This window comes from Hymenobacter rigui, assembly GCF_003944715.1.
Lineage (GTDB): Bacteria > Bacteroidota > Bacteroidia > Cytophagales > Hymenobacteraceae > Hymenobacter > Hymenobacter rigui.
Map to the genome: position 1 here is coordinate 62,472 of NZ_RWIT01000006.1, position 19,602 is coordinate 82,073.

Below are 19,602 nucleotides of genomic sequence, written 5' to 3' on the forward strand. Positions count from 1 at the left end.
CCGGTTTCGGGCTTTGTGCGCCGGTGTGCCAACCGCCGTTTCGGGGGCGGCGATTGGCTTATGAGGCTTAGGCAGTTGCGACTTCCAGCTGTACGGGTACCGAATACTCGTCGAATTCCAGTACCGCGCCGCCGCTGATTTCCGGGGCGAAATCCAGGCTCAGGGCCTGCACTTCCTCCCGGATGTAGCTGCCGAACGACTGCACAGCAGCTTCCAGCTCGGGCTGCTGCTGCAGCGTCACGCGTACTTTGTCCTGCACTTCTAGGCCGCTGTCTTTGCGCAGGTTCTGGAGGCGGTTCACCAGCTCGCGGGCCACGCCTTCCTGGCGCAGCTCGTCGGTCAGGGTCACGTCGAGGGCTACCGTGAGGGGGCCGTCGGTGGCTACCAGCCAGCCGGGCAGGTCCTGGGTGCGGATTTCCACGTCGTCGGGGGCCAGGGTGTAGGCTTCGCCGTCGATTTCCACGGCCAGCTGGCCGGTTTTTTCGAGGGTGCTGATTTCCTCGGCGCTCATCTGCTGGATGCGGGCCCCCACGGCTTTCAGCTTGGCGCCGTACTGCTGGCCCAGACGCTTGAAGTTGGGCTTCACCGACTTCACCAGCACGCCGCTGGTATCGTCGAGGAACTCCACGTGCTTCACGTTCACCTCGGCGCAGATCAGGTCTTCCACCTTGCCCACCTGCTCGCGGGTGGTATCGTTGAACACCGGCACCAGGATGCGCTGCAACGGCTGGCGCACCTTCAGCACCGATTTTTTGCGGAGTGAGTGCGTAAGCGAAGAAATCCGCTGAGCCAGTTCCATGCGCTCTTCCAGCGCCTTGTCGATACGGGCTTCGTCGGCCTCTACCAGCAGGGTCAGGTGCACCGATTCGGCGGCCAGCGGGGTGTTGCGTTCAATGGCTTCGGCGCGCATGCCGCCGGTCATGTTCTGGTACAGCCACTCGGCGAAGAAGGGCGCAATGGGAGCCATCAGCTGCGACACCATCACCAAGCATTCCTGCAGGGTTTCGTAGGCGGCTTTCTTGTCCTGGGTCAGCTCACCCTTCCAGAAACGACGGCGCGAGAGACGCACGTGCCAGTTGGAAAGCTGGTCGGTGACGAAATCCTGGATGGCGCGGGCGGCTTTGGTGGGGTCGTACCCATCATAATAGCCGCGCACTTCCTGAATCAACGACTGCAGCTTGCTCAGAATCCAGCGGTCCAGCTCGCTCAGCTCGGCGTAAGGCACCCGGTCGAACTCGCGGGCCTGGAAGCCGTCGAGGTTGGCGTACAGGGCGTAGAACGAGTAGGTGTTGAACAGCGTGCCGAAGAAGCGGCGCTGCACCTCCGTGATGCCGTTGAGGTCGAACTTGAGGTTGTCCCAGGGCTGGGCGTTGGCAATCATGTACCAGCGCGTGGCGTCGGGGCCGTACTGGCTGATGGTGGTGAACGGGTCGATGGCGTTGCCGAGGCGCTTGCTCATCTTGTTGCCGTTCTTATCCAGCACCAACCCATTGGCCATCACATTTTTATAAGCCACTGAATCCTCCAGCATCACGGCCAGCGCGTGCAGGGTGAAGAACCAGCCGCGGGTCTGGTCCACGCCTTCGGCAATGAAATCGGCGGGGAAGTTTTTGCGGAACTGCCCTTCGTTTTCAATCGGGTAGTGCCACTGGGCGTAGGGCATGGCGCCGCTGTCAAACCACACGTCGATGAGGTCCGTTTCACGGTACATGGGCTGGCCGCTGGGGCTCACCAGGAACACGTCGTCCACGTAGGGGCGGTGCAAGTCAGTCATTTCCCCGCTGGCAATGGGGTTGTGCGTCATCACCTGCGCGGCCACGGCCTTATCGATTTCGGCGCTCAGCTCGGCGATGCTGCCGATGCAGATTTCCTCCGAGCCGTCCTGGGTGCGCCAGATGGGCAGCGGGGTGCCCCAGTAGCGCGAGCGGCTCAGGTTCCAGTCCACCAGGTTTTCCAGCCAGTTGCCGAAGCGGCCGGTGCCGGTGCTTTCGGGCTGCCAGTTGATGGTTTTGTTGAGCTCGATGAGCCGGTCCTTCACCGCCGTGGTTTTAATAAACCAAGAGTCCAAGGGGTAGTACAGTACGGGTTTATCGGTGCGCCAGCAGTGCGGGTAGGTGTGCTCGTACTTCTCCACTTTGAAGGCCGTGCCGTCGCCTTTCATGCGGATGGCAATGCTTTCGTCGAGGGTTTTGTAGTCGGCGCCGCTCTGGTCGAGGCCGTCGTAGTTTTTCACCCAGCGGCCCCCGAATTCGCCCATCTGCTGCACGTAGCGGCCGGTGCGGTCCACCACCGGACCCAGCTTGCCTTCGTCGTCGGCTACCAGCAGGGCGGGCACACCGGCCAGCTGCGCGGCCCGGAAGTCGTCGGCACCAAACGTGGGCGAAATGTGCACGATGCCGGTACCGTCTTCGGTGGTTACGAAGTCGCCGTTGATAACGCGGAAGGCGTTTTCCTCGCCCTCAAACGCCGGATAGCCCTTGTCCTGCCCGAACAACCGCTCGTAGCGGATACCCACGAGGTCAGCCCCTTTGAAGGTACTCTCGATGCGCCAGGGCAGCACTTTGTCGCCGGCTTTGAAGTCGTCCAGCGAAGCATCTTTGCCTTTCTCCGAGAAGTATTTGCCCAGCAACGCCTCGGCCAGCACCACCCGGATCGGGGCGCCGGTGTAGGGGTTGAAAGTGCGCACCAGCACGTAAGCAATGCCCTTGCCCACGGCCAGCGCCGTGTTGGCGGGCAGCGTCCAGGGCGTGGTCGTCCAGGCCAGGATGTATGTCGGCACGTCCTCGTCCACAGCAAACAGCTTCTCCGACGCCTCATCGCGCTGCACCTTGAACTGGGCCACGATGGTCGTGTCCTTCACGTCCCGGTACGTGCCGGGCTGGTTCAGCTCGTGCGACGACAAACCGGTGCCGGCGGCCGGCGAGTAGGGCTGAATGGTGTAGCCTTTGTAGAGCAGGCCCTTGTCGTAGAGCTTCTTGAGCAGGGCCCAGCAGCTTTCAATGTACTCGGGCTCGAAGGTGATGTAGGGGTCGTCGAGGTCCACCCAGTAGCCCATTTTCTCGGTGAGGTCGTCCCACTGGGCTTTGAAGCGCATCACGGTTTCGCGGCAGCGCTGGTTGTACTCCTCGATGCTGATTTTCTTGCCGATATCCTCCTTCGTGATGCCCAGCTCCTTCTCTACCTGCAGCTCGATGGGCAGGCCGTGGGTATCCCAGCCGCCTTTGCGGTTTACCTGCTTGCCCAGCAGCGTCTGGTAGCGGCAGAAGATGTCCTTCACCGTCCGGGCCATCACGTGGTGGATGCCGGGGGCACCGTTGGCCGAGGGCGGGCCCTCGTAGAACACGAAGGTGGGCTGCCCTTCGCGGGTGCTCACGCTTTTCTCAAAAATGCCGTTTTGTTTCCACCACGCCAGGATATCAGTACCAACCTGGCCGTAGTTGAGCGGCTGCTTGAATTCGGGGTAGTTCATTTGTGGGGAGGGTCGTTGTATCAGAACGTCATGCTGAGCTTGCCGAAGCATCTCTACCGCTGGCTAACTCAGTTGTGAGAACGAAGCGGTAGAGATGCTTCGGCAAGCTCAGCATGACGGTGGAATTGATTGGTAAAGGCTTATTAACCGTTCAGTTTCGGCTGTACCTGCATACGGTTGAGGTTCAGTTCCAGGTCGTCGTCTTCCTCGTGGTAGTTGTCGTCGTAGTGCCGGATACCGGTCTGGTCGATAACGTCCTCGTCCTTGCCGTGCTCGAAGGTAACCAGCAAGCAGGGCAGCAGAATCAGGTTGGAGAAGTTGGTAATCAGCAGGCTGGCCGACATGAGCAGGCCCAGCGCCTTGGTGCCGCCAAACTCCGAGAAGGCAAACACCGAAAAACCCAGAAACAGCACAATACTGGTATAAATCATGCTGGTGCCGGCCTCGCTGAGGGTGGTGCTGATGGCAGCCTTCACGCGGCGGCCGTTGGCGGCCATTTCCTGCCGGAACTTGGCCAGCAGGTGAATGGAATTGTCTCCGTCAATACCCAGCGCAATGCTGAAAATAAGGGCCGTGCTGGGCTTGAGCGGAATACCGAAGTAGCCCATAATCCCGCCCGTAAGCAGCAGCGTGAAGAAGTTGGGCAGCAGCGTGAAAAACACCGCCCGGATGCTGCGGAACAAAATCAACACTACCAGGCCCACCAGCACGAAGGCAATGATGAGGCTTTCCTTAAGCGTACCAATCAGGTACTCGTTGCCCTTGGTGAAGATGATGGTGGTACCCGTCAGCCGCACATCCATGCCTGTGCCGTTGAAAATCTTCTTGATTTCGGGGCGGATACGGTTGTTGAGCAGGGTATCGAGGTTGTGGGAGCCGATGTCCGCAATTTTCAGCGAAATCCGGGCCTCGCGCATGGTGCTATCTGTGAAGGAGCGGAGCAGCTTGCTGGTGAGGGCTCCTTCGCTGCTTTTGGCATTCTGGGAGTGAGCCAGGTAGCTGAATACGTAGTTTTTCTCCGAGTTATCGGGCAGGCGGTAGTACTCGGGGCTGCCGTTGTAGAAGGCCTGGGTAGAGGCTTTCAGGGCCGTTACCACGCTCACCGGGGTGGTAAGCACGGGCTGAGTGCGCAGGAAGTTTTCGAGGCGGTCGATGCGCTCCAGGTTCTTCAGCTTCAGCAGGCCTTTGGGCTTGCCGGTATCCACTACCAGCTCCAGCGGCATCACCCCGTTGAAGTGCTGCTCGAAAAATTTCAGGTCGGAGTTTACCGAGGAATCCTTGGGCAAATCATCCACCATGTAGCTCACCGAGCGCACCTTGCTCACGCCAAAACCGGCCAGCACCGCAAACACCAAAGCAGCCGCGTACACCGTCTGGCGGCGCTCCAGCACCAGGTAATCAAAGAACTCCAGCAGCTTCATCAGCGGCTTGGCCTCCAGGTGTTCCAACTGCTTGGGCGTGGGCGGGGGCAGAATGGTGAACACAATGGGCATCAGAATAAACGACACCGCAAAGGCCACGAAGATGTTGAGGGTGGCCACCGCCCCGAACTGGAACAGAATGGCAATGTTGGTGAAGCAAAACACCACGAAGCCAATGGCCGTGGTAGTGTTGTTCATGAGCGTAACCAGCCCGATTTTGCGCACCACCCGCGCCATAGCCAGCACCTGGTTCCCCGATTTGCGGTAGTCGTAGTGGTAGCGGCTCAGCAGGTAGGTGCAGTTCGGAATACCGATAACGATGATAATGCTTGGAATCAGCCCGGTCAGCAGGTTGATTTTGTAGCCCAGCAGCACCATCGAGCCAATGCACCATACCACCACAATGAGCACAATCAGCAATGGGAACACCACCGCCGACCACGTACGGAAAAACATGAGCAGCGTAAGGGCCATCATCACAATGGTGAGGGCCACAAACAGCTTCATCTCGGAAGCTACTTTGGTGGTCATGGTGGCCCGCACGTAGGGCAGGCCGGCGTAGTGCATCTTGATGCCCGTCTTCTGCTGAAACCGCTCGGCGTGGCCCAGGATTTCCTGCATCACCGCCTCGCGCCGGCTGGAGTTCAGGTACTTGGGGTCCATAGTAAGGGCCAGCAGCGTAGCCCCGGTGGTAGGCGAAATCAGTTGGCCCTTATAGAACTCCTGGGAGTTCACCACCCGCATCAGCGAGTCCAGCTCCAGCTGACTGCCGGGGAAGCGCCGGAAGATGGGCTCGGCCCGGAAGGTCTGGGTGGCCGTATCCTTCACCAGCCGCGGCAGGCGCGTTACGCCCAGGATGCCGTTGACACCTTCCACCTTGCTCAGCGTGTCGGTGAGCATGCGCAGCTCGTTGAAGTTGCTGAGCTTGTACACCGAACTGTCCTGCATGCCCAGCACCAGCACGTTGCCATCCTCCCCGAACTTCTGCTTGAAGCGCTGGAAGTACACCATGTCCGGGTCGGTGGGCGACACCACCTGGGCAAAATCGTAGGTCATTTCGATTTTGCGGGCTTCCCAGGCCATAAACACCGTTATAACGGCCAGCAGCCCAACCAGCAGGCGACGGTTCTTAATGACGAATAAGGCGAGGTTTCTCCACATAGGCCGGTAAAATGCAGCAAAGGTACATAACCCCCGGCAGGTAAGCGGTGAGCATCAACGGGTAAACCTTCGTCTTGCACTGGCAGTCATATAACAAGTCCAATTGGAAAACTCATTTATTCTTCAGAATATAGGGAACATTTTATGCCTTATTCTACGTAAACACTGCCATTACAACACGTTGCGCGTATATAAATTTGAATTATTTCGCGTTCAGCTTGTTCTTTTTCTTTTACCATGACATTGTATAATTCCCCGGATGCGTCCCTCACGTACAATCCGGCTTCTGAAACTCTCCACCTGAGCTACAACGCTACCCGCTTATCGGTGTCGTTCGGCCAGGCGTATCAGCGCGCCCTGGAGGAAATGCTGGCCCAGAACGTGGGCAAGCTGCTGCTGGACCTGAAGCGCAACGCTCCACCCACAGATGAGGCCGACGAGCTGCTGGGCCCTTTGGTCGATACCCTGGCCGACCACGCCCACCGCCCGCTGTTTATTGCCGCCGTGGTTTCGGAGGGACAGTACCAGTACCAGATTGGCAACTCCATTGCGTCCTCCACCCTGCCCCCGGCCCGCGTGGAGTTCAACTACTTCACCTCCCGCCGCGACGCCACCCAGTGGCTGAGCGAAAACTAACCGCCCGCTCACACACCACCAGCCTCATACAACAAACGGCCGCCGGATTGCTCCGGCGGCCGTTTTGCTTTTCGCTGATTCTCTGCTGGCTTACAGCTGCTCAAAAATGCGCGAGAGGCTCACGGCCTCGCCAATGTAGCTGCGCAGCTCCGAGATGGGCATGCGGGTTTGCTCACGGGAGTCGCGGTGACGGATGGTCACGGTGTTGTCCTCCAGTGTCTGGTGGTCAACGGCAATGCAGAAGGGCGTGCCGATGAGGTCCTGGCGGGTGTAGCGCGTGCCGATGCTGTCCTTCTCCTCCACTACCACCCGGAAATCGAAGCGCAGCTGGTTGTAGATTTCGTTGGCTTTCTCGGGCAGGCCGTCCTTTTTCACCAGTGGGAAGATGGCGGCTTTCACCGGCGCTACGGCCGGGTGCAGGCGCAGCAGCTTGCGGGTTTTGGTTTTCTGCTCCTCGCCTTCGCCTTCTACAATGGTTTCTTCCTGATACGCCTGGCAAAGCGTGGCCAGGAACAGACGGTCAGCTCCCACCGAGGTTTCTACCACGTAGGGCACGTAGTTGCCGTAGGGCTTGCCGGTTTCGGGGTTGATGTCGTTGTCGAAGTAGTTCTGCTTTTTGCGGCTGAACTGCTGGTGCTGGGTCAGGTCGAAATCGGAGCGGGAGTGGATGCCTTCGATTTCCTTGAAGCCGAAGGGGAACTCATACTCGATATCCACGGCGGCTTTGGCGTAGTGGGCCAGCTTCTCGTGGTCGTGGAAGCGGAGCTTGTCGGCGGGCAGGCCCATTACCTCGTGCCAGCGGCGGCGGGCGGCTTTCCAGTGCTGGTACCACTCTTCCTCGGTGCCAGGCCGCACGAAGAACTGCATTTCCATCTGCTCAAACTCCCGCATGCGGAAGATGAACTGCCGGGCCACAATCTCGTTGCGGAAGGCCTTACCAATCTGGGCAATGCCAAACGGCACCTTCTGGCGCGCCGATTTCTGCACGTTCAAAAAGTTCACGAAAATACCCTGAGCCGTTTCGGGGCGCAGGTAGATTTCGTTGGAGCCCTCGGCCACCGCGCCCATCTGGGTCGAAAACATCAGGTTGAACTGGCGCACGTCGGTCCAGTTGCCGGTTTTGCTGATGGGGCAGAGGATTTTCTCGTCGATGATGAGCTGCTTTACGCCGGCCAGGTCCTCGGCCGTAAGCAGGCGGCCCATTTCGGCCAGCAGAGTTTCGGCCCGGGCCAGCTCGCCGTTTTTCTCGTACTCAGCGGCGCGCTCCTCCAACAGCACGTCGGCGCGGTAGCGCTTCTTGCTGTCGAGGTTGTCAATCATGGGGTCCGAGAAGCCGTCGACGTGGCCGGAGGCTTTCCAGGTGGTGGGATGCATGAAAATGGCCGCGTCGATGCCCACCACGTTCTGGTTGAGCTGGGTCATGGCTTTCCACCACAGCTGCTTCAGGTTGTTTTTCAGCTCCACGCCGTTGGGGCCGTAGTCGTACACGGCAGCCAGACCGTCGTAGATTTCGGAGGAGGGGAACACGAAGCCGTATTCCTTGGCGTGCGACACGATTTCGGCCAGGGTGCCTTCGGTGGTATTGGCGGCGGGTTGCGCGGGTTTGCTCATGCGGAGGATAGAATTGAGAGCTTAGAATTGAGAGCCTAGATCTTAGATAGCCGGGACCTAACCAGCAATTGCCGAATCAGTTCTTGGCTCTCCGTTATAAGCTCTCAATTCTATATAAAGGGCAAAAGTAGCCAAAGCATTTACTACCGTGCTAGCCTGGCTACCAGAAAGGCGGTTGAGCGGCTGCTTTTCAGTAATTTACTGACCTTCACTCCCGCCGCCTGAACCTGCCGCCACATCCTGCGTTTAGCGGCTCAACTCGCCGGCCATCCGGGCAGTGCGGTAACAATTTCATAATCTTGCGCCCCCTTAGGGCGGCAGTACCTTTGGTTGCCGAAAACTGAATCTTCACCAATCCCCCCTTTATGTTTGGCTTAGAGCCTCATGTGCTGTTGCTGCTGATTGCCTGTCTGGTAGCAGCCTGCGCGTTTGAATTTGTAAACGGCTTCCACGACACGGCCAACGCCGTGGCGACGGTGATTTACACCAACTCGCTGCGGCCGTGGGTAGCGGTGGTGTGGTCGGCGTTCTGGAACTTCGTGGGCGTAATTGCCGGCGGCATTGGCGTGGCCATGGGTATTGTGTACCTGCTGCCCGTGGAAAGCCTCGTGGACCAGAATGTGTACCACGGTATTGCCATGGTGGGGGCCCTTATTGTGGCAGCCATTATCTGGAACGTCGGCACGTGGTACTACGGCCTCCCCTCCTCATCCTCCCACGCCCTCATCGGCTCCATTCTGGGTGTGGGCATTGCCTTCTCGCTGCTGCCGGGCTCCGGCGCATCAGCCGTAAACTGGGGCAAGGCTGGCGAAACCGGCCTGGCCCTGTTGGTAAGCCCGCTGTTTGGCTTTTCGCTTACCATCATCCTGATGTTTTTGCTGCGCCGCTTCGTGAAGAACAAAACCATCTTCAAGGAGCCGCACAAGCGCAAGCCGCCACCTATCTGGATCCGCATGATTCTGATTGCCACCTGCACGTTGGTAAGCTACTTCCACGGCTCCAACGACGGCCAGAAAGGGGTGGGGCTGATTATGCTGATTCTGATTGGCATTGTGCCGGTGCATTTTGCTCTGAACTCCAAGCTCAACCCGCTGGATATGCGCGAGTCGCTGACTCGTGTAGAGCAGGTAATGGGCAAGCTGAACGCCGCCGAGCTGAGTGAGGCTGACCGGAAGCTGCTGGGCGAAGTACGCACTCAAACGGCCACACTCGACCAGATTTTCGCGGGTAAAACCGATGTGAAGCAGCTACCTGAACAGTCGCGTTTTGAAATCCGCAAAGCCATTCTGTTGCTTTATAACCGCGCCAAGAGACTCACCGCCAGCGAAAAAATTCCGTTGAGCTCAGCTGACCGTAAACTCTACGAAGACAGCATTGCCAACATGCGCACCTTTACCGACTATGCCCCCTGGCAGGTGTCGCTGATGGTGGCCCTGTCCCTGGGCATCGGAACTATGATTGGCTGGCAGCGCATTGTAAAAACGATTGGGGAGCGGATTGGCAAGGAGCACCTGACGTATGCGCAGGGGGCTTCCTCGGAGCTGGTAGCCGCCGCCATGATTGGGGCCTCCACCGGCTTTGGCCTGCCATCCTCTACCACGCACGTGCTGTCGTCGGCCATTGCCGGTAGCATGGTAGCCAACCGGGGCATCAAGAACCTGAACCCCCAGATGGTTCGCAACATTGCCTTGGCCTGGGTGCTCACGCTACCCGTTACGATGGTACTGTCCGGCGGCTTGTTTCTGCTGTTCCGAACCATTATGCCCTCGTAGGCAACTCTTGAAAAGACACAAAAAAGCCGCTCCAAAATTGGAGCGGCTTTTTTGTTGTCCGGCTGATTATCAGCAGCGTACTAGTATAACTAGCATTGCTCCCGGAATTGGGATCATCTGTTGAAAACTCCCGATTATTAGCATCTTATCCACTTATCAACACCTAAAATGGCCCGTTTTGTGGATAACTCAATACTAAGCGGGCCATTGCACCTCCATATCGTCGTTGATGAACACGCCGAAATTCACGAACTGCAGCTCATCTTCATCGAAATACAGGTCAATCATTTCCTTCTCGTAGGAGATGCGCATCTCGCCAGTGTCCATTTTCTCCACTTCGCTTTGCTCGTGGCCGTGGCGCTTCATCAGCTCCTGCAACTGCTCAGGGCTCATCCCGTGAATCACCTCGCCGTATAGGCGCATGCCGGGGTGGTCGGTTTCAATGCAGCTCAGGCGGTAGTCGTCTTCCCGGTCGAAGTAGAGCGAGTAGCCTTCCTCGAGGTAGTTCCAGGCCTGGTGCTCGAATTCGTCGTCGTCTTCCGACTCTTCAATTTCTTCGGGTTCCCCCATCAAGGCCCGCACTTCATCCATGGAGGCGCCAAACTTCAGGGGGCCCATGCCCACGCCAAGGCTGATTTCGTTTTCTTCGGTGCTGGAAGGTTGAGCTGGTGTCTGCATAGCCAGTTATGGTGAGGGGTGATTGAGAGAGTAAAGGTAAGTTGTGAGACGAGAGTTTTGAGAGTTGATTGATGGGTTATGCAAGATGGGCGAGAACCAGACTCTCTGAAACTGCCCAAATCATGTTGCATCCTTCACCACTTACTTGCCATACCGCTCTTCAAAGGCGACCCGCTGCCGCAGGTATTCGGGATGTTGCTTGGCCTCATCCCACCGGGCTTTAAAAATGGCCGCCGACTCGGCCTTGTCCGGATCTTCCGGAGAGCGGGGCAGTTCGGCCCGGCCGTGGCTGCCGCTCTGGCCCTTTTTATCGTCGGGTACCGGCCCATCGTACTTTTTCCCGCCCTTGTGGTTAGCGTAGCGTCGTGCCCGCGTGAAACCCATCTGCAAGAACTTGCGGGCCATGTCGGCCCCAACAAAGTCATGGTGCTGCAAATAGGCCTCAAACAGCGCGTAAATCTTCTCCGACGACTCCCGGGCTACCGCAGGGGTACGGAAGCGCCAGAAGGGCAGAATCTCGCCTTTATAGGGTTCTACCAACAACACTCCCTGCTCTCCTTTGCCCACCCGATATAGCTCCGGGTGTTGGCGAAAGTCGGTGGTGCGGAAGTCAAGCTGATAATCGAACAGCATACGGCTCAGGCGGCAGATGGAATAACGCTATACGCCGCCCAAGCCCCGGTGGCTATGTATTACTGCCTGGTTTTTCCCGATTTCGAAGGTGCTCTGCCGTTAACATGTGGGTTATCAACCGGTTATCCACATGTTACCCACCTTTTTGTCTATTTCTGCGTGGTGTAGGGATTTCCACACATTGGCGTGGGCACACTTTTCTATTTCAGGCGGATGCGGCGGGCGTTACCGGCTGCCGGGGTTTTGCCGGTTGCGCCAGAGGCCGGAAAGCTATTTTCCATCCCGGAGCAAAATCTGAATCCGGTCCGCTTTTCCACAGGTTAATAACTTTTAAAAAATCTTTTATTTAAAAATCTCTTTTTATCCCTGTCGTTAGGGGTGTTTATAAGTGGATAAAAAAAGGAGGTTATCCACGCCGTGGGTAACATGTGCACAAGAATGGGGTTATCCACCGTCTACCAACAGGGTGTGTGGATATCATTGCGCTGATGAATAGGAAGTTAGCATAGTTTTTAACTATTCACATAGGATAGATAGAAATCCACAATTCACATCCACATGGGTGTGTGGATTGTGGGATTTTCGGGGGATAGTTATCCACGCGTATCCACAGGTTTTGTACATACCCAAGAGCCTGCCAAAACGGGGTCAACGTCCAAATAAAGTTTTCCGCAACTTCTCCACGGGTTATCCCCAGGTTTCCCCAGTATTATCCACAGGTTATGCGGGTTAGCCGGTTTTAGGTGGATAACTGTTGTGGATTGTGATTTTGGAAAAGGTGGAAACCAACCTGGTGAAACGGAAACCCGGTTTTGCTATGTGGATATCTGTACATCAGCTTTTCTATATAGCCCAAAGTTGGACTCTGATGGTATTCCCGACTTCGGGCCCGACAGCACTTCTGGCAAGCTGGGAAGCCGGGGCGCACTACGACATATTCCAGCGCTGCCTGTTGGCGCTCTGCCTTTCGGATCTTGGCCCGGCTTCTCATCGGGTGGTGCCAGTGAGTGCGCAGCCGAACAGTCCGTAGCGACAGGCGTTGCCAAGGTGGCTGTCCATACCAACAATGCCTGCAAAAAAGCCCGGCTCCGCGCACGTTGGCGGAGCCGGGCTTATGCAGGTAAATCCTGTTGGACCGGGTTAGAAGGTCAGCGTCTCGATGTTATCGAAGTTAGAGCGTACCTGGATGGTTTTTGGGAACAGGTATACGGGCTCCGGCAGACGCTTGAGTTGCGGGTCGCCGCCGTCCCAGCGGCCATTCTGGTTCTGGTCGATGAGTACGCGCAGCCGGTAGGTGCCGGGTTGCAGGTTATCGAAACGGTAGCTGCCTTTAGGGCTGTCGAAGGTAAACTGTATGTTGCCATTGGCATCCAGCAACTGTAGCCAGAAGCGGACGGCGGTGGTTTGCAGCGGGCCGCTGAGCGTACCGGTATTGGTTTGTTCCACTACGCGCAGCCGCAGTGGTTTCAGACCCAGGGACTGCCCCGTAACGCTCCGGATGATGGTACTGTCAAGCTGAAACGTGACGGTCTTGCGGGCCGTGGTGTTCAGGTTCAGGCTAAGCGTAGTGCGGTCGGGGCTGAGGCTGCCATCGGCGGGCAGCACCAGCGGGCGGCGCTTCAGGGAATCTTCCAGCAGCGTACCAATGGGTTTGCCGGGCGTCAGCCGGATGGGCTCATTGAATACAAACTTCACCTGTCCCTGGCGGTACACTTCCCTGGGGCTGCCTTCCACGGAGTAGGCCGCGCCGCGCTTGGCCGGCGGGTTGCCCTGGAAGCGCACATTAATGGTGTCACGGCCCACGTTGCCGGCGCTATCGGCGGAGGTAAGCAAGTAGCGGCCTTCCTGTAGTTCGGGCGTGCGGAACAGTACGGCCGTCCGGCCCTTTTCGGTGAGCTGCACGGCCTCGTTGAGAGCAGCGGGAGCCGTAGCAGAGCCCAGCGGAGCCAGACTGGTCTGGACAACGCCTTCGTTGAAGCTGATCCGGAAATCAGTCGGGTTTGTCTTCTGCGTGGTAACAAGGGGGCGACGCGTGTCGGGCCGGGTGAGCAGGAAGCGCAGGCTGTCGGAAGTGGTACCCACCGTGAGCAGGTCCGGCAGGTAGCCAATGCGTTCTGGTTCCTCGTAGCGGTTGTTCTGGTTTTTATCCAGCAGCGCATACGCCCGGTAGCGGCCGGCTTTCAAGTAATTCAGCTCGAAGTGGCCACCCTTATCGGTGCGGGCCTGGTAAGTAGGGCGTCCACGCTGCACGGTGGAGGTATCGGCTTCGGGATAGAGCAGTACCACGGCATTTTCCACGGGCTGCTGACTTAATACCTCCTGCACCACCCCCCGCACCGACGCCGAATCCAACTCCGGCCCGGTACTGAAGCTCACTATGGCTTTGGGAGCCGGGTTGCTTTCGGTAATGTCGCTGATGGCATTCCCGAAGTTGAAGGAATAGGTGGTATTGGCCGCAAACGGCTTCTCATAGGTAAGCGTAATGGCCGTGCGCTCCTCCCGGATTTTGTACGGATTATCGTCGCCGATGATAGGCGCGACAATCAGGTTCTTGGTCAGATCCTTCAGCTGCACCTGCTCCGAGAATTCCAGCCGCACCGACTGGCCCTGGTAGTTGCGGGTGCCGTTGGCCGGCACCGTGCGCACCAGCTTGGGCGGAATAGTATCCCGGATGCCACCTTCCGGCGAGCTGATGGCGGCGCACCCGCTAAGGCCCGCCGCAGCGGCAAACAACAGAAACAGGGACGCGCGGACGGAAGCAGATCGGAGCATTGCGGGGCAAGCAGGTTTGGATGGGTAACAACTTTCGGCAACGGCTCAGGAAGCGTTTTCGAAATCCGAAGGTACACGGTGTAACGCTGCAATGGCCTAAAACTGTCATTCCGACTGCCAACCAGAATCCGGAATACCTAAGCAAGGCGTTCCTGAACTCCGGTCAGCAGTCGGAATGATAACTTTTTCAGCAGCAGTATGGTACCCTCTCCCCTACCCTGCCATGCCGCGCTTGTGGGCCACATAGATCAGGCTGCTGTACTGGCCCTCGTGCTGGGCGGCGTACTGGTTGGATTTGTAGCCGGCTTTGAGCACCGTGAGCATTCCGCCACCCCGCTCGGCCCGGTGCTTTTCGCTGAGCATGCTCACATAGTAAGCATCCAGGGGCATGGGCAACACCTCCTGCACCTGCATTTTATGCTTTTTGAGCAGCTGCGTCATGGTTTTAGGGGTGAAGTGGTACAGATGACGCGGCACATCGTAGGCAGCCCAGTCCTGGCGGTAGTGCTGGGCATCGAGGCTGTCGACGTTGGGCACGGCAATGATGAGGGTGCCGTCGGGCTTCAACAAACTAATGAGCTGAGCGAGGGTTTCGTTCAGGGTATGAACGTGTTCCAGCACGTGCCAGAGCGTAATGGCATCGAAGCTGGCCGGCTGAAACTGAACCAGGCTTTCCACCCCGATGGGCTGGCCCACGCGCTGGCTGGCCTCTTCCCGGGCGCGGGCGTTGGGCTCCCAGCCGGCCACCTGCCAACCGTTGCCTTTGGCGGCGGCCAGAAAGTGCCCCGTGCCGCAGCCGTAGTCCAGCAGGCGACCCTTCTTGGCCCGCTTGTTCAGCAAAGCTACCTTGCGGCGCATGGTGAAAAACCGGGCCACCTTATAGGCATGGTTAATCACCCCCCCTGCCCCGCTGTTGTGCGACACGTACTCGTCCGACTCGTAGTAGCGGCCAATGTGGGCTTCATCGGGGCGGGGGTTGGTAAACTGAAACGAACAGGCCACGCACTGCTGAATGGCGAAGCTTTCCTTGCTCACCGACTTATCCTCCACCACCAGCTTGTTACGGAATTCTGTTTTGCCGCACACCGGGCACTTCTCAAGTCGCTCGTAAATCACAGATGCTCGCTGATTAATTAGATGACGCGGATTGCGACGACCAGCCTGCGCAGAGAAGCCAGCCGCAAGGCGAAGGTACAAAACCAAAGCGGCCGCCGTTTCGGAAAGAAACGGCGGCCGCAGTGAAGCCTGATGACGATGATACCGGTCCGACGCCGGAGGCGTCCGACCGGTTGCCGTTCGCGCCGCCTAACCGAGCACGTCTAAATGATGTAAATGGGACAAGGCCATAGTCAGCACGCGGTAACCGATCGGACGCCGGAGGCATCGGACCGGGCATACAGGCTTACCGCCCCAGGTACACCATCAGCACCGACACGTCGGCCGGCGAAACACCGCTGATGCGGCTGGCCTGACCCAGGGTTTCGGGCTGAATCTTGAGCAGCTTTTCGCGGGCTTCGTGCGAAAGGGCCGGCATGGCGGTGTAGTCGAGGCGGCCCTGAATCACGAAGTTTTCCAGCTCCTGCACGCGGGCGGCTTGCTGGTGCTCCTTCTCCAGGTAAGCCTCATACTTCACCAGAATTTCGGCCTGCTCCAGCGCGTCGGGGCGGTACGGGGCCAGGGCCAGGGTGAGTTCGGGCAGTACGCGAGCCAGGGCCGGCAGGTTGATGCCGGGGCGGCGCAGCAGATTCACGGCGCGGGTTTTCTCGCTGATGACGGCCGAACCGATTTCCGTGAGCCAAGGGTTGATGTCCGCAGCCTCGATGCCGAAGTTCTTCAACAGCTTGGCAACTTCCTTGGTCTGTTGCTCCTTTTCGCGCACCAGCTGCATGCGCTCCTCCGAGGCCAGACCCAGTTCGTAGCCCAGGGGCGTGAGGCGTAGGTCGGCGTTGTCCTGGCGCAGCAGCAGGCGGTGCTCGGCGCGGCTCGTGAACATGCGGTAGGGCTCGTCGGTGCCTTTGTTCACCAAGTCGTCGATGAGCACGCCGATGTAGGCTTCGCTGCGCTTGAGCACGAATGGTGCCTTGCCGTGCACCTTGTTGTGGGCGTTGATGCCGGCCATCAGGCCCTGGCAGGCGGCCTCCTCGTAGCCCGTGGTGCCGTTGATCTGGCCCGCGAAGTACAGGTTCTGGATCAGCTTGGTCTCCAGGGTGAGCTGGAGCTGCGTCGGCGGGAAGAAGTCGTACTCGATGGCGTAGCCGGGGCGGAACATCTTGGCGTTTTCGAAGCCGGCAATCTTACGCAGGGCGCGGTACTGCACGTCCTCGGGCAACGAAGAGCTGAAGCCGTTCACGTACACTTCCACCGTGCTCCAACCTTCCGGCTCTACGAAAATCTGGTGGCGGTCCTTGTCGGCGAAGCGGTTGATTTTGTCCTCCACCGACGGGCAGTAGCGCGGCCCCAGGCCCTTGATGCGGCCCTGGAACATCGGCGACTTCTCGAAGCCTTCCTTCAGGATTTCGTGGACTTCGGAGTTAGTGTAAGTAATGTAGCACGGGCGCTGGTTGCGCAGCGTGGGCGTGTCGAGGTACGAGAACTTGCTGGGCTCGGCGTCGCCGGCCTGCTCCTCCATCTTGCTGTAGTCCAGGCTGCGGCCGTCTACGCGGGGTGGGGTGCCGGTTTTCATGCGGCCGGCTTCAAAGCCCAGCTCAATCAGCTGCTCCGTGATGCCGGTGCTGCCTTTCTCGGCCGCGCGGCCGCCGCCAAACTGCTTTTCGCCGATGTGGATGAGGCCGTTGAGGAAAGTGCCGTTGGTGAGCACCACTGCCCGGCCCCGGAACTCGATGCCGAGCTGGGTTTTCACACCCACGCACACGCCGTCTTCCACCACGAGGCCCGTTACGGCCTCCTGCCAGAAATCCACGTTGGGTGTCTGCTCCAGCGTCAGGCGCCACTCCTCGGCAAAGCGCATCCGGTCACTCTGAGCCCGGGGGCTCCACATGGCGGGGCCTTTGGAGCGGTTCAGCATCCGGAACTGAATCATGGTTTTGTCGGTGATAATGCCCGACTGGCCGCCCAGTGCGTCCACCTCGCGCACAATCTGGCCCTTGGCCACCCCGCCCATGGCCGGGTTGCACGACATCTGCGCGATGGTGTTCATGTTCATCGTCACCAGCAGGACCTTGGAGCCCATGTTGGCGGCCGCGGCGGCGGCCTCGCAGCCGGCGTGCCCGGCTCCTACTACAATGACATCGTATTCTTCTTGCTGAAACATGAATTCGCGGATTTAAGCCAACTGGGCGGTTTGAGCGACACGCTACGAGCAGTCACCTTCTCTGGCTGACCGCCGCCGCATCGTGCAGACCGTTAGCAGGAAACAGCCTGCCCGGGCGGGAAAGTTCGCGCGGCGGCCAAACAGAAAACGCCCGCAGGTGGCAGGCGCTTTGTCAGGAATACCGTGGCCGAACGTTCCACGCAACACGCTCAAAACGTGCACAAAGATACGCAGTGCGGCGCGTTTTTGCGCGCCCTGGTACTTACGCCTCGTCCTCGGGTGCGAAGTCGTCCTCGTTCCAGTCGGCCAGCAGCTCAACGGCCTGGCGGTTGACTTCCGGCCAGGAAAACGGCAGCCACTGCCCGGTCAGGCAGTCGAACACCTCCGTAGCGGCCGGGCACGGGAATAGCTTGTAGTCGAATTTTGGGTAGTTATGCACCAAATAGCCAGGGTAATAATAAAAGTGACCCAGGGCGCGGGCGTGCTCCAGCTTCAGCAGCATGAGTACCTTGCCCAGGCTGAACTTGCGGTACTCCGGGTGGTAGAAGTTCATGATGCCTGCCAGCGTGCGGGCTCCCACATCGAAGATGCCGGCTGCCACCAGCCGCGCCCCATGCCAGATTTCCAGCACCTCCGTGTTGAACACGTTGTGCGTGGAACCGGCCAGCAGAAAAGCTTCCACAGTAGGCGGCGCATCAAAGGTGATAGAGGCCCGGTATGCCGCATACAGCTCCTCCAGCTCGGCCGTGAGCTGGAACTGGCGCCGCCGCACCGTAAACCGCTCGGCCAAGCGCAGCAGGCGGCGCTGCTCGGGGCCGTAATGCACGCGGGCCAGCTCCAGTCGCAGCCAGTGCACCGTGCGCAGCTCGCCTTCAACTGGCAGAAACCGGCAGGTAAACAGGTCCTGGTGCATGCGATAATAACCCTGCCCCAGGTAATAATCCAGCGCCGGGCCGGGGATATAGCGGATAGGTTGCGGGGTAGCGGACATAGTGCAGTAGTCAGAGCATTCAGGATAGTCAGAATACAAAGAACGTCATGCTGAGCGGAGTCGAAGCATCTCTATCGTTTCGTTATGCAGGCATTGATTAGCCAGAGGTAGAGATGCTTCGACTCCGCTCAGCATGACGTTACTTCACTCATCAGCTGGGCAACAAAAAACGCCCACCGGATGGTGGACGTTTCAATTTATGGGAGAAGCATAGGCTAGAACGTGCGCAGGAGCAGGCAGTCGTCTTCCTTCTTACGCATGGCAGTTTGGCTGAGCAGGTCCTTATCGGCGTAGCCGAGTAGGTGCAGCACGCCGTGGATCATCACGCGGTGCAGCTCGTCGCGGAAGGATACGCCGTGGATAATAGCGTTTTCGCGCACCCGATCTACCGAAATGAAGATGTCGCCCTCGATAATGTCAGCGTCGTCAGCATTATCGAAGGTGATGACGTCGGTGTACGTGTCATGGTCGAGATACTCCACGTTTACCTTGTGCAGGTATTCATCGGAGCAGAAGATGTAGGTGAGCTGCACGATTTCGTGCTCGTGGACTTCAGCCACGCGCTCAATCCAGGAAGTCAGCGCCTGCGCATCGGCCAGCTCAAACTCCACATCTTCCACCAGGAACTCAATGCCGTGGCTTTCGCCGCCGAAATCATCTTCGTCCTCAAATTCTTCGTGCTCGGTAGGCAGGTCGCTCATGGCAACAATTGATACTTAATGAGCCGTGGTTTCGGTGCCGTTGATAGCCTGCGTCTGCTCCGTTTCCGAGGCGGGGGTAGGCAGCATGAAGGTGAGCTGCACATGGCGGCCATCCTTCTGGAACTCTACTTCATCGGCCAGATGGCGAATCAGGAAGATGCCGCGGCCACCGGGGTTTTCCAGGTTTTCGGGGGCGGTGGGGTCCGAAAGATTGGTGTAATCGAAGCCCGTGCCTTCGTCCTCGATTTCAAACTTCACACGGTCCGGCTCCACGAACAAAGACAAGAACACATTCTTGTCCTTATCGAACTTATTACCGTGGCGAATAGCGTTGTTGACGGCTTCCGTTACGGCTACCATAATGTTGCCGTAGATGTCGTCGTCGATGTGAAAGGTATCCTTAGAGTTGTCGATAAAGCTTTCTACAACGCGGATATTTTCAACGAGGGAAGGAATCTGAATTTTGACCTGCTTCATAGAAGGGGA

General features: G+C 58.4%; 13 protein-coding genes. 2 read left to right on the forward strand and 11 right to left on the reverse strand.

The genetic code is table 11. The features are described from left to right. Positions 1-67: 67 nt before the first annotated feature. A complete protein-coding gene (gene ileS / locus EI291_RS12955) occupies positions 68-3,469 on the reverse strand; it encodes an isoleucine--tRNA ligase (RefSeq protein ID WP_125420547.1) in 3,402 nt (1,133 codons plus the stop codon). A gap of 143 nt (positions 3,470-3,612) precedes the next feature. Continuing rightward, positions 3,613-6,051: an efflux RND transporter permease subunit gene (locus EI291_RS12960; protein WP_125420549.1), complete on the reverse strand. Its 2,439-nt coding sequence runs from the start codon at positions 6,049-6,051 to the stop codon at positions 3,613-3,615. 237 nt (positions 6,052-6,288) lie between these two features. Between EI291_RS12960 and EI291_RS12965 the strand changes: the two genes are divergently transcribed. Beyond that, positions 6,289-6,687: a hypothetical protein gene (locus EI291_RS12965; RefSeq protein WP_125420551.1), complete on the forward strand. Its 399-nt coding sequence runs from the start codon at positions 6,289-6,291 to the stop codon at positions 6,685-6,687. Positions 6,688-6,777: 90 nt separating this feature from the next. Here the strand turns inward: EI291_RS12965 and EI291_RS12970 are convergent, their stop codons facing one another. Beyond that, a complete protein-coding gene (locus EI291_RS12970; RefSeq protein ID WP_125420553.1) occupies positions 6,778-8,298 on the reverse strand; it encodes a glycine--tRNA ligase in 1,521 nt (506 codons plus the stop codon). A 365-nt stretch (positions 8,299-8,663) separates the two neighbouring features. On the opposite strand from EI291_RS12970, the gene EI291_RS12975 reads away from it, so the two are divergent. Further along, positions 8,664-10,070, forward strand: a complete 1,407-nt coding sequence (locus EI291_RS12975; RefSeq protein ID WP_125420555.1) for an inorganic phosphate transporter — start codon at positions 8,664-8,666, stop codon at positions 10,068-10,070. A gap of 195 nt (positions 10,071-10,265) precedes the next feature. Here the strand turns inward: EI291_RS12975 and EI291_RS12980 are convergent, their stop codons facing one another. The 8 genes from EI291_RS12980 to EI291_RS13015 form a co-directional block, all read right to left on the reverse strand. Continuing rightward, the gene (locus tag EI291_RS12980) at positions 10,266-10,748 is read right to left on the reverse strand and encodes a hypothetical protein (RefSeq protein ID WP_125420557.1); all 483 of its coding nucleotides are present in this window, start codon (positions 10,746-10,748) and stop codon (positions 10,266-10,268) included. A 141-nt stretch (positions 10,749-10,889) separates the two neighbouring features. Continuing rightward, complete coding sequence (locus EI291_RS12985) at positions 10,890-11,381, reverse strand: DUF4385 domain-containing protein (RefSeq protein WP_125420559.1); 492 nt, start codon at positions 11,379-11,381, stop codon at positions 10,890-10,892. Positions 11,382-12,521: 1,140 nt separating this feature from the next. Next, positions 12,522-14,153 carry an Ig-like domain-containing protein gene (locus tag EI291_RS12990; protein ID WP_125420561.1) on the reverse strand — a complete coding sequence of 544 codons (1,632 nt, stop codon included), beginning with the start codon at positions 14,151-14,153 and terminating at the stop codon, positions 12,522-12,524. Positions 14,154-14,366: 213 nt separating this feature from the next. Further along, on the reverse strand, positions 14,367-15,269 hold the full coding sequence (locus EI291_RS12995; protein ID WP_125420563.1) for a class I SAM-dependent methyltransferase: 903 nt from the start codon (positions 15,267-15,269) through the stop codon (positions 14,367-14,369). Positions 15,270-15,555: 286 nt separating this feature from the next. Further along, a complete protein-coding gene (mnmG, locus tag EI291_RS13000; RefSeq protein WP_125420565.1) occupies positions 15,556-17,424 on the reverse strand; it encodes a tRNA uridine-5-carboxymethylaminomethyl(34) synthesis enzyme MnmG in 1,869 nt (622 codons plus the stop codon). A 262-nt stretch (positions 17,425-17,686) separates the two neighbouring features. Then, positions 17,687-18,415 (reverse strand): GNAT family N-acetyltransferase, encoded by a 729-nt coding sequence (locus EI291_RS13005; protein WP_125420567.1) that lies wholly within the window; start codon positions 18,413-18,415, stop codon positions 17,687-17,689. Between the two features lie 215 nt (positions 18,416-18,630). After that, entirely contained in the window at positions 18,631-19,116 is a 486-nt protein-coding gene (gene ybeY / locus EI291_RS13010) for an rRNA maturation RNase YbeY (RefSeq protein ID WP_125420569.1), read from the reverse strand. A 15-nt stretch (positions 19,117-19,131) separates the two neighbouring features. Further along, positions 19,132-19,593, reverse strand: a complete 462-nt coding sequence (locus EI291_RS13015; RefSeq protein ID WP_125420571.1) for an ATP-binding protein — start codon at positions 19,591-19,593, stop codon at positions 19,132-19,134. Between the last annotated feature and the right edge of the window lie 9 nt (positions 19,594-19,602).